Origin of the sequence: Brevibacterium sp. UCMA 11752 (assembly GCF_021532235.1) — a bacterium.
In the GTDB taxonomy this organism is placed as follows: domain Bacteria; phylum Actinomycetota; class Actinomycetes; order Actinomycetales; family Brevibacteriaceae; genus Brevibacterium; species Brevibacterium antiquum.
The window spans coordinates 1,024,815-1,040,030 of sequence record NZ_JACBOS010000003.1 but is presented as its reverse complement, the minus strand read 5'-3'; the positions used below and the strand labels follow the sequence as shown (position 1 = coordinate 1,040,030).

At 64.9% G+C, this 15,216-nt stretch carries 13 protein-coding genes; 7 read left to right on the top strand and 6 right to left on the bottom strand.

Annotation, left to right across the window (positions count from 1 at the left end):
- Positions 1–154: 154 nt before the first annotated feature.
- From HU144_RS04690 to HU144_RS04680, 3 genes are all read right to left on the bottom strand, one after another.
- A complete protein-coding gene (locus tag HU144_RS04690; protein WP_235350337.1) occupies positions 155–1,372 on the bottom strand; it encodes an acetyl-CoA C-acetyltransferase in 1,218 nt (405 codons plus the stop codon).
- 180 nt (positions 1,373–1,552) lie between these two features.
- Positions 1,553–3,559 carry a sensor histidine kinase gene (locus tag HU144_RS04685; RefSeq protein WP_235350336.1) on the bottom strand — a complete coding sequence of 669 codons (2,007 nt, stop codon included), beginning with the start codon at positions 3,557–3,559 and terminating at the stop codon, positions 1,553–1,555.
- A gap of 126 nt (positions 3,560–3,685) precedes the next feature.
- Positions 3,686–5,461, bottom strand: a complete 1,776-nt coding sequence (locus HU144_RS04680) for an MOSC domain-containing protein (RefSeq protein ID WP_235350335.1) — start codon at positions 5,459–5,461, stop codon at positions 3,686–3,688.
- A 136-nt stretch (positions 5,462–5,597) separates the two neighbouring features.
- Here HU144_RS04680 and HU144_RS04675 point away from each other — a divergent pair, with 136 nt between their 5' ends.
- The 3 genes from HU144_RS04675 to HU144_RS04665 are packed head-to-tail and all read left to right on the top strand — an operon-like array spanning position 5,598 to position 8,357.
- On the top strand, positions 5,598–5,891 hold the full coding sequence (locus HU144_RS04675) for a metal-sensitive transcriptional regulator (RefSeq protein ID WP_009882215.1): 294 nt from the start codon (positions 5,598–5,600) through the stop codon (positions 5,889–5,891).
- Between the two features lie 55 nt (positions 5,892–5,946).
- A complete protein-coding gene (locus HU144_RS04670) occupies positions 5,947–6,159 on the top strand; it encodes a heavy-metal-associated domain-containing protein (RefSeq protein ID WP_235350334.1) in 213 nt (70 codons plus the stop codon).
- A complete protein-coding gene (locus tag HU144_RS04665) occupies positions 6,159–8,357 on the top strand; it encodes a heavy metal translocating P-type ATPase (RefSeq protein WP_235350333.1) in 2,199 nt (732 codons plus the stop codon). Before HU144_RS04670 ends, HU144_RS04665 begins: the two co-directional genes overlap by 1 nt.
- 56 nt (positions 8,358–8,413) lie before the next feature.
- Here the strand turns inward: HU144_RS04665 and HU144_RS04660 are convergent, their stop codons facing one another.
- Positions 8,414–10,060 (bottom strand): long-chain-fatty-acid--CoA ligase, encoded by a 1,647-nt coding sequence (locus tag HU144_RS04660; protein WP_235350332.1) that lies wholly within the window; start codon positions 10,058–10,060, stop codon positions 8,414–8,416.
- A 162-nt stretch (positions 10,061–10,222) separates the two neighbouring features.
- Positions 10,223–10,486, bottom strand: a complete 264-nt coding sequence (locus HU144_RS04655; RefSeq protein WP_235350331.1) for a hypothetical protein — start codon at positions 10,484–10,486, stop codon at positions 10,223–10,225.
- 145 nt (positions 10,487–10,631) lie between these two features.
- On the opposite strand from HU144_RS04655, the gene HU144_RS04650 reads away from it, so the two are divergent.
- From HU144_RS04650 to HU144_RS04635, 3 genes are read left to right on the top strand one after another with little or no spacing between them, the layout of a single operon-like run.
- Positions 10,632–11,309, top strand: coding sequence for a hypothetical protein (locus tag HU144_RS04650; protein ID WP_235350330.1), 678 nt, complete (start codon positions 10,632–10,634; stop codon positions 11,307–11,309).
- Positions 11,309–12,340: a response regulator transcription factor gene (locus HU144_RS19365; protein WP_328284274.1), complete on the top strand. Its 1,032-nt coding sequence runs from the start codon at positions 11,309–11,311 to the stop codon at positions 12,338–12,340. The genes HU144_RS04650 and HU144_RS19365 overlap by 1 nt, the downstream gene beginning before the upstream one ends.
- Positions 12,341–12,344: 4 nt before the next feature.
- Entirely contained in the window at positions 12,345–13,625 is a 1,281-nt protein-coding gene (locus HU144_RS04635; protein WP_198395714.1) for a sensor histidine kinase, read from the top strand.
- A gap of 296 nt (positions 13,626–13,921) precedes the next feature.
- On the opposite strand, the gene HU144_RS04630 is transcribed toward HU144_RS04635, so the two are convergent.
- Positions 13,922–14,494: a DUF1990 family protein gene (locus tag HU144_RS04630; RefSeq protein ID WP_235350329.1), complete on the bottom strand. Its 573-nt coding sequence runs from the start codon at positions 14,492–14,494 to the stop codon at positions 13,922–13,924.
- A 199-nt stretch (positions 14,495–14,693) separates the two neighbouring features.
- Between HU144_RS04630 and HU144_RS04625 the strand changes: the two genes are divergently transcribed.
- Positions 14,694–15,146, top strand: a complete 453-nt coding sequence (locus tag HU144_RS04625) for a MaoC family dehydratase (RefSeq protein WP_235350328.1) — start codon at positions 14,694–14,696, stop codon at positions 15,144–15,146.
- Positions 15,147–15,216 lie beyond the last annotated feature (70 nt).

Genomic DNA, 15,216 nt, shown 5'->3' with positions numbered 1-15,216 from the left:
CTGGATGGCCCGGAGGAGCAGTGGAGCCGACAGAGTGAGCTCTCAGCCTGCTATTCAGCGAACAGTCGGTAGATGGTGGTCGAATATTGGCCGTTCGGCGACCACCATTTACCGACTGTTGACGGTGCCGAACGCCGCTGGCGGCGGCAGAGCCTCAGGCGCGCTCGAAGATTGCGGCGATGCCCTGGCCTCCGCCGATGCACATGGTCTCGAGTCCGTAGCGAGCGTCGCGGCGCTCCATCTCGCGCAGCATCGTCGCCAGGATCCGGCCGCCGGTCGCACCGACCGGGTGGCCCAGGGAGATTCCGGAGCCGTTGACGTTGAGGCGGTCGAAGTCGTCCTTGCCGAAGCTCCATTCGCGGGTCACCGACAGCGCCTGGGCGGCGAAGGCCTCGTTGAGTTCGATGAGGTCGATGTCGGCCAAGCTCAGCCCGGCCTTCTCGAGTGCCTTGGCGGTGGCCGGGACGGGGCCGATGCCCATGGTCTTCGGCGGCACGCCGGCCACTGCCCAGCTGACCAGACGGCCGAGCGGCTTGAGCCCCTGCGCCTCGGCGGCGGCGCGGTTAGTGACGATGCTCGCTGCAGCTCCGTCGTTCTGCCCCGAAGCGTTTCCTGCGGTGACCGTCGCCTGGTCATCACCCTTGCCCAGGATGGGGCGCAGCTTGGCGAGCTTGTCGATGCTGGTGTCGGGACGGATGTGCTCATCGGCGTCGACCTGGTGTTCGGCGACTTTGCGGGTGCCGGGGATCGTCACCGGCACGATCTCTTCGGCGAAGCGTCCGTCCTTGGCGGCTGCGCCTGCACGCTGGTGTGAGATGTATGCGAGTTCGTCCTGCTCTTCGCGGCCGATCGAGTACTCGCGGCGCAGGTTCTCTGCGGTCTCGAGCATGCCGCCTTCGACGGGGTAATTCTTCCCGCCTGGCGTCGTACGACCACGTCCCAGGGAGTCGGTGAATTCGGCGTTGCCGCCGCGGACTCCCCAACGGATGGTGTCGTTGTAGAAGGGTGCGTGGGACATCGACTCGACGCCACCGGCGATGACGAAGTCGCCATTGCCCGAGCCGACCATCATCGCGGCGTCGATGACGGCCTGCAGCCCCGAACCGCAGCGGCGATCGACCTGGCGACCGGGAACCGTGACGGGCAAGCCGGCATCGAGCGCGGTAACACGGCCGATGGCGGGTGCCTCGGAGGTGGAGTAGCCCTGCCCCATGATGACGTCGGCAACGAGTTCGGGATCGAGTCCGGTCCTGGACATGAGCTCACGGACGACGGTTGCAGAGAGCTCGTGGGCGGGGATGTCGCGGAACTGTCCTCCGAATCCTCCGATCGCGGTGCGCAGCGGTTCGCAAACGACGATGTCCTGGTCCATAGTTCCTCCACTCGTTTTCGCTTCAGCAGCTGACACGTGGCCACCAGCCCGGCATTCCTGCACAGCCTAAGCCGGATCCACGCGATGGCGCGGAAATGTTTCATTCATTGGGACGTCTTCCAGCACTGGCGGCCACGCGCTGAGCAGCTCAGACTGCCGGACTGCCGGGCCGCCGGCAGCTCAGTCGCGGTCGTCGCGCACGATCTGGATCGGTCCCGTGGGCGGATTTCCCGTCCGCGGCTGGTTCGATGCCGCAGCACCCGAGGCGGGGTGCCCGGATGTCTGGCCGAGCGCACCGGGATCGAAGTACTCACCGTCGGGCAGCCACACCGTGAGCACAGCACCCTGGAAATCGTCGCAGTCCTCACCTCGGCCCTGCACATCCACGGCCCCGCCGAGGCGCCGGATCGCCTGGACGACCAGTGACAGTCCGACCCCACGGGTGCCGGTCTCCTGACGGCCGAGTCCCTTGTCGGTCTCAACGCCGTCGTGCTTGGTCGACCAGCCCCGCTCGAAGATCGCGTCGACGTATTCTTCGTCGATGCCCGGACCATCGTCGCTGACCTCGATCGTGAAGCCGCCTGCCCCGCCTGCCCCGCTCAGGTGCACATGCACTCGCTTGTGCTCAGACAGCACGTCCTGCCTGCTCAGGGCGTCGAATGCGTTGTCGATGAGGTTGCCGAGGATGGTCGCCAGGTCACGGTCGTCCCCGCCGAGGCGGCCCGAGAGTCCCGCCGTGTCCACCGTCATGTCGATGCCCACCTCGGCGGCTTGGGCGATCTTCGACAGCAGCAGCGCGGAGAGCACGGGGTGGTCGAAGCTCATCTGGCCATCGCCGGTGACCCGGTTGAGGTCATCGAGGTCCTTGGCCGCGAAATCGATCGCCTCGTCGACATGTCCGGTCTCCAGCAGGGAGACGACCATATGGAGTCGGTTCGCGTATTCATGGGTCTGTGCGCGCAGTGAGTCGGAGAACGATCGGACGGAGACGAGTTCACCGGAGAGTTCGGCGAGTTCGGTGTGGTCGCGCATCGTCACGACCCAGGTGTCGCTGACGGCGTCGGTGGGCTGCTGGTTGACGACGAGCACCCGATCGTCGGTGTAGTGGATCTCATCGCGGGCCCACCGACCAGACGAGAGCAGATCGATGAGGGCATCGGGCAGATGGAGGTCACGCAGCGCGATGCCGCCGATCGGCGAGGTCGCCCCGACTGGGTCGTCGGTGCCTGGGATCTCCTCACCTGTGGAGCCCCCGCCGGCAGAGGGAAGCCCCAGGAGTTCGCGTGCATCGGCGTTGATGAGGACGATGCCCGTCGAGCGGTCGACGAGCAGCAGGCCTTCAGATACGGCCTTGAGCACCGAAGAGTAGAACTCGAGCATGTTGCGAAGCTCCGTGGCCCCGTAGTCGCCGGTGACTCGGCGCAGGCCGCGGGAGGTCGCCCAGGAGGCGGCGATGCCCAGGACCAGAGTCGTGATGGCGATGCCGATGAGCCAGTTACTCTGGGCCAAGAAGCCCTCGCGCACCGAATCGGCGGAGTTGCCGACGATGACGGCACCGACGACGGTGTTGGGTCCGACTTCATCGACGCCGAGGTGTTTCGCGAAGACCGGACTGATGACGTACATCGTGCCCCCGCCGGGACCGCCGTCGTCGAGGAAGCGGACGATGGACTCACCGTCGGAGACCTGCGAACCGTCGACTGCTGCGGCGAGCTGATCGATGGAGTCATCGGGCACATCGCCCGAGTTCGAGGACACGATATTCGCTTCGTTGCGCTCCTGCCGGTTCGATGAACCCAAGGACGGAGAGGTGACAAGGTAGTCGATGGGGACGACTGCGGCCACATCGAAGTCGTATTCGCTCACGACATTGCCGAGCATCGTCTCGACGTTGTCATGCGAGTCCTGGTCGATGAAATCGGCCGAACTGGTCTCACCGGACCCGACGAGGCTCAGCGAGATCGACATATTGTCAGCCGCAGAGCGCAGCAGGTCCTGTTCGCGCTTCTGGTTCAGCTGGGAGAGCTGGATGTAGAGGAGGCTCGTGGTCAGCACCATGATGCCCACGAGCATGATCGAGTTCGCGAACATGATGCGTCCGGCCACACCGAGCTTCATTCGTCGGCTGACACGTCCCACTGGTCTTGTCAGTCCTCCTGACAATGTGGCACGCGGATCCTTAGGCATGGCTCCATTCTGCCACCCACTGCGCCGAGACTGAGGCCGATCAGTGTCCGAGGCTGGAGCTCGAGTCGATCAGTGTTCGAGGCTGGTGCCCATCAGATCTCGAGGCTGTTCAGATCCTGGTGCCCATCAGATCCCGAGGCTGATGGGCCCGGAGGGGACGGCGGAGCACACGAGCACCTCGTCGGCGGTGATCCGCGCGGCGGGCTCCACCGGGTAGATGACTGACCCGGCGGCCAAGGACACGGCGCAGGTTCCACACGAGCCGCCCCGGCAGGAGCTGTCGGCACGCAGTCCGCGTGCTTCCAGTGCTTCGAGCAAGGTCCCCTGCTGCGGCTCCCAGAGGAAGCTGGTCCCCGAGTTCTCCAGGGTCACCTCGGCGGGCGAGCACTGGGCGATGACCTCACTCATGCCGGTGTGCGGAGAGGCGAAGATCTCCTGGTGCACTGCCGGGACTCCGGCTTCGGCGCTGGCGTCGAGCACTGCGCGGGTGAAATCGGCGGGTCCGCAGACCATGACGTTGTCACAGCCTGCCAGCCAGTCGACGAGGTCTGCGTGACCCGGCCTGCCCTGGCTCGCGGTGTCACGATGGTGGGCCTCGACCGGGACCGCCCGAGACTCGGCCCGCTTCTGCAGGCGGTCCCAGAGGCAGGCCGTCCGGTGGTCGCGGTCGACGTGGAAGAGCCTGATCTTGTCCGTGCCGGACAGTTCCGCCCCGCGCATCAGTCCGAGGCTCGGCGTGATTCCGATGCCCGCCGTGACCAGCGCGGTCGTGCCGCCGAAGACCCTGTCGGCGGTCATGGTTCCGTGCGGCCCGGAGGCGAGGATGGACTCTCCGGCGGCGAGCTCTGCGACCGCTCGGGAGCCCTTGCCCTGGGTGCGCACCGCGACCCGGACGATGTCATCGGACACGTCCGTGATCGTATAGGTCCGCCAGAACGGTTCGCCCAGTTCGAGGTGGACACGCAGATTGGTGCCGGGTTCGTCGAATTCGCGGATCCAGCCCTGGTCATCGCGCAGTGAGACCTCGACGATGTCGTTGCAGATCTGCTGGCTGCCCAGCACCGTCATGAAGCGCGGGGTCCGCGCGGTCTTGACGAGCTCACGTGGGGCCTCGCCTTCGATCTCGATCTGATCACCGGTGCTGACCAGGCCGGATTCGAGGATGCGGCCGTAGATGCCGCAGTGCAGGTGTCCGCACGCCGAGGCCAGGACCCGGGGGACGTTGACGTCAACCTCGGTGGTGGCAGGGTTGACCGTGGTCGCCGGGCAGCGTTCGATCGCCTGGGTGATGGCCAGGCGCACCCCGCCGAGGCGGACGATCTTGCCGATGAGCGCGAACTCCTCGAAGGGAGCGAGTCCCTCGACGAGGACATTGCCGCGGAAGCGCAGCGGGTCGAGTTCGGTTTCGTCCGGCGCCAGGGCCGCCTGCCCCTCGGCGGTCTGGGAGATCGCCGAGACCGTGGCCGGGTTGATGAGCGAGATTCCCGAGGCCTTGGAGTCGAACATCCCCTGATCCGCGACGCTCAGTGCGCGAGGGAAGTCACCCTGCGGGGGTATGCGGGCAGAGAGGAAGTCCGCCGAGGCAGCCCTTGAGTCCCGGTCATCGGTGCGGAAGGTCGTGGACTCCTGGGTCGGGGATGTCAGGGTCACCGTCGCCGCAGACACCTCAGGCACCTCGGCGAGGTCGAGTGCCACCTGCCATCTCTGCAGGTCGGTGTTGTTCTTGAGCACGGTGAACGCAGAGTATCTGTGCCAGCTGTCGTCGGGGACGTCGAGGCTGCCGTTGGTGAATGCGGCGACCCGGTCGCCGATGATGCCTCGCTTCGTGCGCACATCCGCCTCTGAGATCTCTTCGGCAGGGAACCCCTTGACGGGGAATCGATACAGTCTGGCAACACGCATGATTCGATTGTAGGAGCTAGGCGACGCCCGGTGCCCACGGTGAGACCAATTGCACAATGGCCGAGGCTCTCCATGTCAGAGCGCGCGCGGAGTCCCGGTACTTGACCAATACCCTACGGGGGTATAGAGTATCGTCATGACTGAGCACCATGGATATACCCCGCAGAAGGACGCCCTTGCGAAGCGGATGAAACGGATCGAAGGTCAGGTCCGTGGGATCGGAAAGATGATCGATGACGACAAGTACTGCATCGACATCCTGACCCAGGTCTCCGCAGCAACGGCCGCGCTGCACGCGGTCTCCATCAACCTCTTAGAAGAGCACATCGCTCATTGCGTGGTCGACGCCGCATCCTCAGGGGATGACGACGCCGCCCGCAAGAAGATCGAAGAGGCTTCAGCCGCTATTGCCCGGCTCATCAAGAGCTGAGGCGACATCATCGGCGAACCTGCCGGTGTTGACGTGCGAAGACAGGAGACACATCATGACGACAACCACCATCAACGTCACCGGAATGACCTGCGGCCACTGCGAAGCAGCCGTGAAGGAAGAGCTCGGGGCGCTGCCCGGAGTCACCGACGTCGCCGTCGAACTCAGTGCCGGCGGGGACTCCCCTGTGACCATCACTTCCGAAAGGGACCTCGACGACAGTGCGATCAGCGCCGCCGTCGATGAAGCCGGCTATGAGGTGAAGTGATGTCACGCGAGGTCGATCTCGACATCACGGGAATGACCTGCGCATCGTGCTCGGCGCGCATCGAGAAGAAGCTGACACGGTTGGACGGAGTCAGCGCGGAGGTCAATCTCCCACTCAATTCCGCGCACGTGGTCGTCGAATCCGAGCTCACCGATGCGGACCTCACTGCCGCCGTGGAGAAAGCCGGCTACGGCGCCACGGTCAAGACCACCTCGGCGAGCGGACCTGAGATCGTCGACTACGATCCCAGGCATCTGCGGCCTCGGTTCCTCGGATCCCTGATTCTCGCAGTGCCGGTCGTGGCCGTGTCGATGGTCATGAGCTGGCACTTCCCCGGCTGGCAGTGGATCGTCGCGATCCTCGCCCTGCCCGTGGTGACCTGGGGCGCGTGGCCGTTCCACTCGGCAGCGTTCAAGGCCGCACGGGGCAGGTCCACGACCATGGACACCCTGGTCAGCGTCGGAATCATCGTCGCCAGCCTCTACTCCTACATCACCTTGGGTCGGGCGGTGGCCGAGGGTCACGGCTGGCAGATCCCCGGCGACTATCACGTGTGGTTCGAAGCCGCGGCCGCGATCACAGTGTTCCTGCTCATCGGCAAGCTCACCGAGGACCGGGCGAAGAACCGCGCCACCGCCGCCCTCAAGGCGCTGCTGGGACTGGGTGCCAGATCCGCGAGCGTGCTGCGCGATCGCAGCGACGGCACTCGGGCGGAAGTCCAGGTCCCGATCGACGAGCTCACCGTCGACGATGTCTTCATCGTCCGTCCGGGCGAGAAGATCGCCACCGACGGCGAGGTGATCGCCGGCCACTCCGCAATCGATGAGGCCATGCTCACCGGCGAATCCGTTCCCGTCGAGGTCGGGCTCGGCGACTCGGTCACCGGCGCCACGATCAACACCTCGGGTGTGCTCGAGGTCCGAGCCACCCGAATAGGATCCGATACGACCCTGGCGGCCATGGCCGATCTGGTCAGCCGTGCGCAGACGGGCAAACCGGCCGTCCAGCGCCTGGCCGACCGGATCTCTGCGGTGTTCGTGCCGATCGTCTTCGCGATCAGCGCCCTCACGCTCCTGGCCTGGGGACTGATCACCGGAGGCTGGGCGATGGGCCTGCACGCAGCCCTGACCGTCCTCATCATCGCCTGCCCCTGTGCGCTGGGTCTGGCCACGCCGACTGCGCTGGCCGTCTCGTCCGGACGCGGTTCCCAACTGGGCATCCTCGTCTCCGGGCCCGAAGCACTCGAGTCGACTCGTTCGATCGACACGGTCGTCCTCGACAAGACGGGCACCCTGACCACGGGCGTCATGTCCCTGCAGGCGACTCAGCTCAGTGACGAGGACTTCGCGGTTCTGGCTCGACTGGAGTCACAGAGCGAGCATCCCGTGGCCCGCGCGATCGTCGCGGCGCAGCCGGCCACCCAGGCGATCGCGCAGGCGAGCACGCCTCAGGAACGATCGGCCGCCTCGGCGGTGGATGATTTCGAGAACATTCCCGGCGGTGGACTGCGGGCCACAATCGATGGCGCCGAGGTGCTCGCTGGGCGCCCGGATCTGCTCCGGGAGCGCGGGATCGACGTCTCGTTCTCGGCCGCGGATGTGCCCACCGGCGCCACGATCGTCGCCCTGGCCATCGACTCTGACTTCCGGGGCCTGACCTTCGTCGCCGATGAGATCAAGGCCGGTGCCGCCGAGGCGATCTTTGAACTGCACTCGCTCGGCATCAGCACTGTCCTCCTCACCGGGGACAATTCCCAAGCCGCCGAGGTGGTCGCGGGCAAGCTCTCCATCACCGAGATCCGTGCCGATGTCCGCCCCGAAGGCAAGATCGCCGTGGTCAATGAGCTGCAGGCTCAGGGGCAGGCGGTGGCCATGGTCGGTGACGGCATCAACGACGCCGCGGCCCTGGCCGGTGCCGACCTGGGCATCGCGATGGGATCGGGCACCGATGCGGCTATGGCGGCGTCGGACATCACCATGGTGGCCTCGGATCCGCGTCAGATCCCGCAGGCGATCCGCCTGTCCCGGAAGACTCTGGGGCTGATCAAGGGCAACCTGTTCTGGGCCTTCGCCTACAACACGGCTGCCGTTCCGATCGCGGCGTTCGGACTGCTGAGCCCGATGATCGCCGGCGCCGCGATGGCGTTCTCCTCGGTCTTCGTCGTCCTCAACAGCCTGCGGCTGCTGAAGTTCAGGTAGGACTTCCCGCCCGGAGGGCCCTCGCCGCGGTTCGCCGCGGCGAGGGCCCTCACTCGTCAGCCCTGGATTCGTGAGGGCCGGTCGCCCCACTCCTGGTTGCGGAGTTCGAACTTCTGGATCTTTCCGGTCGAGGTCTTGGGCAGGGCCTCGACGACTTCGACCTCGCGCGGGGCCTTGTACTTCGCGATCTGCGTGCGCACATGGTCGATGACCTCTGCTTCGGTGACCGGCTGTCCCTCACGCACGATGATGAATGCCTTCGGCCGTTCGCCCCATTTGTCGTCGGGGACTCCGATGACTGCGACTTCGAGGACTGCCGGGTGCGAGGAGATCGCCTGTTCGATCTCGACGGTCGAGATGTTCTCTCCGCCGGAGACGATGATGTCCTTCGACCGATCACGCAGTTCGATGTAGCCGTCCTCGTGCATCACGCCCAAATCACCGGAGTGGAACCAGCCGCCCGCGAAGGCCTTCGCGGTGGCGTCTTCATCGCGGAAGTAGCCCTTCATCACGTTGTTGCCGCGCATGACGATCTCTCCGATCGTCTGCCCGTCGGCCGGAACGTCGACGAGCTCGTCACCTGACTCGAGGGCGACGATGCGGGCCTGTTCGGCCTGGACCATGCCGACACCCTGTCGTGCGCGGAGCCTGGCTCGGGACTTGTCATCCAGTGAATCCCACGAATCCTGCCACTCGCACACCGTGTACGGGCCGTAGGTCTCCGTGAGGCCGTAGACGTGCACGATCTCGAAGTTCAGTGCCTCCATCTGCCAGATGAGGGTCGGGCTCGGTGCGGCGCCTGCCATCGTTGCTGTCACTGCCCGGTCGAGGGAATGGGCCTGCTCGGCGTTGATGACCGTGCTCATCACGGTCGGGGCACCGTTGAGGTGGGTGACCGTGTGACGATCGATGAGATCCCAGATCACGTCTCCGCGCACCTCGCGCAGGCACACCTGGGTGCCGCCGGCTGCGGTCAGCGCCCAGCCCGTGCACCAGCCGTTGCAGTGGAACATGGGCAGAGTCCACAGGTACACGCTCTTCTCGTCGTGTTCGGAGTGGATGACCTCGCCGAGAGCGTTGAGATAGGCGCCCCGGTGCGTGTACATCACACCCTTGGGCCGTCCTGTCGTGCCGGAGGTGTAGTTGATCGACAGCGTCGCGCGCTCGTCCTCGACGCTCCAGCTGAGTGCCTCGGTGTCAGCTTCGGCGCCGGACAGGAACTCGTCCAGGCCGGTCACGACGGGTGAGGACGAATCCGGGCGGACCGCCTCGGCGGAGGAATCTATAGTCGTGTCCTCGACGTCGACGATGCGCTCGACGGTGTCGAGGCCATCGATGACGGGGGCGACGCTGGGCCACAGCTGCGTGTCCACGACCAGCAGCTTCGCCTGGCTGTGGTTGCAGATGTAGCGGACCTCTTCGGGGGCCAGCCGGGTGTTGATCGGCACCAGCACGGCACCGGCCAGCGGCACGGCGAATTCGGCGATGAGTGCCTCTGGAAGGTTGGGCATAAGGTAGGCGACTCGGTCGCCGGGCTTGATGCCCGCTGCGCGCAGAGCATGCGCCCGGGTCTCCACGGCCGCGGCGAATTCGCGGTAGGTCATCTCCTGGTCGTTGTAGACCACGGCGCGCTTGTCGGGAAAGACGTCGGCAGAGCGGCGCAGGAAGGACAACGGTGTCAGTTCTGTGTTCCAGATCTCCATGGAAAAAGCCTACGTCACCGAGGTGGGCCTCAGCCGACAGGGGTCATGTCTGCTGGGATGGGGTCATGTCTGCTGACCGTGGGTCATGTCTGCTGACCGTGGGTCATGTCTGCTGACCGTGGGTCATGTCTGCTGGCAGGGGCTACGTGAGGACCGCTGTGCTCATTTGAGGATCGGGTAGGTCTGATCGTCATTCTGGGTGTCATTGCGCATCACCCAATTGAGAATGCAGGCGCAGGCGCTGACCAGGACGAACGCGGCACCAGCATAGACGAAGGCGAATCCGAACGCGGTCCCGTCCTGCCAGGCGCGGGTGACGATGATCGACAGGATCAGAACGGCGATGCCGCAGACGAGCCCCACTTTGAACGCATCCTTGTAGGACACGGTGCTTGTGGACTTCTTCTCAGACTTCGATGCTGCCATGCCCCCAGCGTACCGACCTCAGCTGAGAATCGGTGCACCGAGGTCGCTCAGCAGCCAGGAGAAGAGGTGAGCAATCAACCGTTCCTGATTCGCCCGAAACGCGGCTCAGGTGGACTACCCGAGCAGAACAAGCAAAAATGTCTACGTGCCCAACCCCATTCGGCGCCCCTCTGATGAGGTGTCGCGCGCGCTCAGCCCGAACCAGGTCACCCCTGGTCAGAAGTCGCGCCCGCGCACAATCAGCAGAACAGTGATCGCAACCGTCCTTGCGACGCTCACACTGGCAGGCATGGCCGCATGCGGTCCGGACAGGGGATTGCGGGTCGAACCTGAAGGTGAGACATCCCCCTCAATGTTCGAACCTGCCAACAAAGATTCGGGCCCACCCGACGAGCCCTTCTCGCTCAAGGAGATCCGCAAGCTCATCGTCGACGCTTCGGGAATCGCAGTGACGGGGAAGGCGACAGAGTCTGCGCAGGTCGTCGCCGACTGCAAGGAATGCCTCAAATTCTCAACGCCCTTCCTCAGTGACGATAAGAGGTTCCAACTCGTCACCGTGGCCAATCCGCAGCAGAAGAGCGAGATCGTTGCGGGCGCCGTCATCAGCGAAAAGGACGGCGAACCACGCCTTGAACTGATCGCCACCGGCAACCAGCTGAAACTCAGCCCAGGTAAGAATGGGACACTGGTGGTGCAGGAGGCGATGTACGCCGACGGTGACGATGCCTGCTGCCCTTCGGGTTGGTCGGTGCAGGTCTTCCGCCTGCATGAAGGTAGGTTTGAACCGGGTCAACGCTTCACGCGGCTTAATGGAGAAACGTAATGCATATTGTTCTGGTTGAGGATGACGAGGTCATCCGGGAGACGACCCAGATCGGCCTGGAACGGTTCGATTACACGGTGTCGGCATTCGCCGACGGTCGTGAGGGGTACGAGTTCGTCGCTGCACATGGTGCCGACGTTCTGCTCCTCGACCTCATGCTGCCCACAATGAACGGCGCATCCATCTGCCGGGCCGTGCGTGAGCGGTCCACCATTCCCATCATCATCATCTCCGCACGCTCGGATGCGATCGACATCGTCCAGGCGCTCGAAGCCGGAGCCGACGACTATCTCACCAAGCCGTTCGACATGCAGGTGCTCAACGCCCGCATCCGCGCTGTCGTCCGCCGCTTCATCACCACCGGCACCGACAAACTCGGCTATTCCCCGACCACCGAGATGGACGAGGAGCACGAAACCGTGATCGGCCCCGGCGGCATGATCACCGGGGACGGAATCCCCGAGGTGCTCGGAGCCAGCCCAGGCATGGACACCCGCGAACGCCTCAAGGCCCAGCTCGAGTCCGATGACACGTTCCTGGGCGCGGGCGGAAAGTTCACCTCTGGGGACATGAGCGACAGCGGCAACGAGCAGATGATCGGCGGCGATGTCACCGTTCCTCCCCGCCCTGACAGCTCCCCGGCCATGCAGTCGGGCTCCGGCCAGGGCGGCTACAGCCAGGGCGGCTACAAGGGTATGGGCGCGAACAGCAACGGCAGCGCCGAGTCCGACCGCGAGCTCGGCCCGTTCCGGACGCGGCTGGGTTCCCTGGTCCTCGACACTGGTCGCCTGACCGTGGAGATCGACGGCGAGGAAGTCCACCTCACCCCCACCGAGCTGCGAGTCCTCCTGCTTCTGACCGAACAGCCCGAGCACGTCTACTCCCGTGAGAAGATCGCCTTCACCGTCTGGGGCTATGAATGGGCCGGTGACTCCCGTGTCGTCGACGTCCATATCCAGCGCCTGCGGAAGAAGATCGGCGCCAACATGATCGAGACCGTCCGCGGATTCGGATACCGCTTCGCGGGCTGATTCCATGTCACTGCGCTGGAAGATCTCCCTTCTCATCGTTGCCTCGGTCATCATCGCCGTGCTCTCCTGCTCCATCGTGCTGCGCCAGTCCGCGGCCCGCGCCGAGGATGACCGCATGCGCTCGACCGTGACCGAGCAGCTCGCGAACTCCGTCGCCATCTTCTCCGAAACCGGAGTGCTCACCCTCAACGCCCGCATCGACGACCCCGACCTGCCGAAGGATGCGCGCGCCCAGGCGCTCAAGGACCAGAGCGTGACGATGCGCTCCGAGGTCGACGGTGAGGAGATCGTGTGGGCGGCCGCCCCGATGGAGGTCGGCTCCCACACCGTGGTGATCTCCGTGCGCGCTTCGACCAAGGACAGCCAGGAGCTCATCGGCCGCATCGACCAGGCTCTGCTGGTGGGAATGATCGGCTCCTCGCTGGTCGTCGGCGGAGTCGGCTCCATCGTGGCTGGGCGCATCTCACGCAGGCTGACTCTGGGCGCCCAGGCCGCACGGAAGATCGCAGCCGGAGATACGAGCATCAGGATCGCCGATGTCGTCGACGACACTGACCAGGAGGTCGCGGCCTTCGCCTCGGCGGTCGACACAGCCGTGACGCGACTGACTGAGCGCATCGACTCCGAGCAGCGCTTCACCGCGGACCTGGCGCACGAGATGCGGACACCGCTGACCGGCCTCGTCAACGCGGCCAACCTCCTCGAAGAGGATTCGCGTCCTGCCGAGCTCGTCAAGGATCGGGTGAAGCGCATGCAGGTTCTCGTCGAAGACCTGCTCGAAGTCTCGCGCCTCGATGCGGGTCGCGCGAATCCCGAGTTCACCCGCGTCAACATCGACCAGACGGTCCAGTCGCTGCTGGGCACGATGACGGCCTCCGGCGCTCTGGGCGGCCACGAGATCGACACCCAGTTCGCGGCTCTGAATTCGACGCTGGTCACCGATGTCCGGCGGTTCGAACGCATCATCACCAACCTGCTCGTCAACGCGATCAAGCACGGCGGGGACCCGATCCGCCTGGAGACGAGCACCCGGAGCATCACGATCACCGACTCCGGGTCCGGCTACCCACCCGACATCGTCAACACCGGCCCGACCCGCTTCGTCTCCGCCGGTGGCGGCGGCATGGGCCTGGGACTCGTCATCGCACAGGGGCAGGCCCGTCTGCTGGGCATTCGCCTGATCTTCAGCAATGATCCGATCACCGGCGGTGCCCGCACCGAGGCGATCTTCCCGGACCCCGAGGCCCAGGACTCAGCACTCCAGCAGTATCTCGAATCTGCCTGAGGTCTCAGCAGGGCAGCTTCGCAGGGCCCACGGCACCGATTGGCCACTGTTGGACAGCTTCTGGAAGGCAGCAGTCGGTGCGTGGTTGCGCAGTTGCGTGATTGCGCAGTTGCGTGATTGTGGAGTTGCGTCATTGTGGAGTTGCGTGATTGCGCAGTTGCGTGATTGTGGAGTTGCGTCATTGTGGAGTTGCGTGCGATTTCGTGGGAAATTTCGAACGCGAGCCAACAATGACGGTACGCACAGTGGCGGTTGCCCAGGCTGCGTGGGCCTCGTCTCCGCGGGAATAGCGGTCCTCATCCTCGCAGGGCGCGGGAGTATCGCCTGCGGTAGATGATTTGGGCGAGGCGGACGAAGGGTTCGCCGAAGCGCCAGATCCCCATTCCCGCTCGTGAGACGGAGCGCAGCACGAGAAAGACTCGATCATCGTCAGCGTGGATGAGGATGAATGACTCCTCGCCGGTGATCGGGTGCCCGGGTTTCGTCCCGTAGGTGAAGCCACGTCGTGTCTCGGACTCGAATACCTCGATGACGCGTGCCGGCTCCGGCAAGCGGAACGGCCCGAGCCGCACGAAGATCGTCGGCTCCTGACCGGCGCGAACCCGCGGGGCGCCTGTGCCCGCACTCAAAGACCCTGTGTCCGCACTCAAGGACCCCGTGTCGGCGCTCAAAGACCCCGTTTCGTCCTCCGAAGCCTGCACACCGATGTCGAATCCGCTGCGGATCTTCACCTCCCAATGCAGGAGCTCCTCCGTGCAGCGGTCGAAAGTCTCGCTGCCATGACCGACGAAGTAGGCTGATTCGAAGTGTCGGTAGTCTGCCGGCCGGTCGACCCACCGGGGCGAGAGCGGCTGAGTCAGTGGTTCCATGCCACCAACCTAACCGAAATCCGGACACACCATCGCGAGTCCTTACCGAATCCCGGACACACCGGTGCCAAGTGCGAGGCGAACAAGTAAGGTGCCAAGTACTGACATTCCTTCAATCGAATGTCCGCTAAGAACACGCAAGACGCTCGCCACTGACGACCATCATGCACGACCGTCACGGATCAAAGGAGAACCAAGAATGCGCACACTCAATGGAATCGCTGAGATCACCTCGCTCGTCGGCACCGAGTTGGGCTCGTCCGAGTGGACGACGATCGACCAGGCCGCGATCAACACCTTCGCCGATGTCACCGACGATCACCAGTGGATCCACATCGACGAACAGCGCGCGGCAGAGGGCCCCTACGGTTCGACGATCGTCCACGGCTTCTTCACCCTGTCCCTGATTCCGAAGTTCTCGTCCGAAATCTTCACCATCGAGGGCGTGTCCATCCGCGTCAACTACGGCCTCAACAAGGTCCGCTTCGCTCAGCCGGTGCCGGTGGGCTCCCGCTTGCGCGGCACAGTCAGCGTCAACGAGGTCATTCCCGGCGACAAGGGCACCCAAGTCATCCTCAAGCACGTCATCGAGATCGAAGGCGAAGAGCGACCCGCGTGCATCGCCGAGGTGGTCACCCTCCTCGTCGAGTGAGGCTACGCCACCTGCGGCGAGGCACGAGTTGCATGCCGAGAAATACACGCTTGCACCCGTGTATTGACAC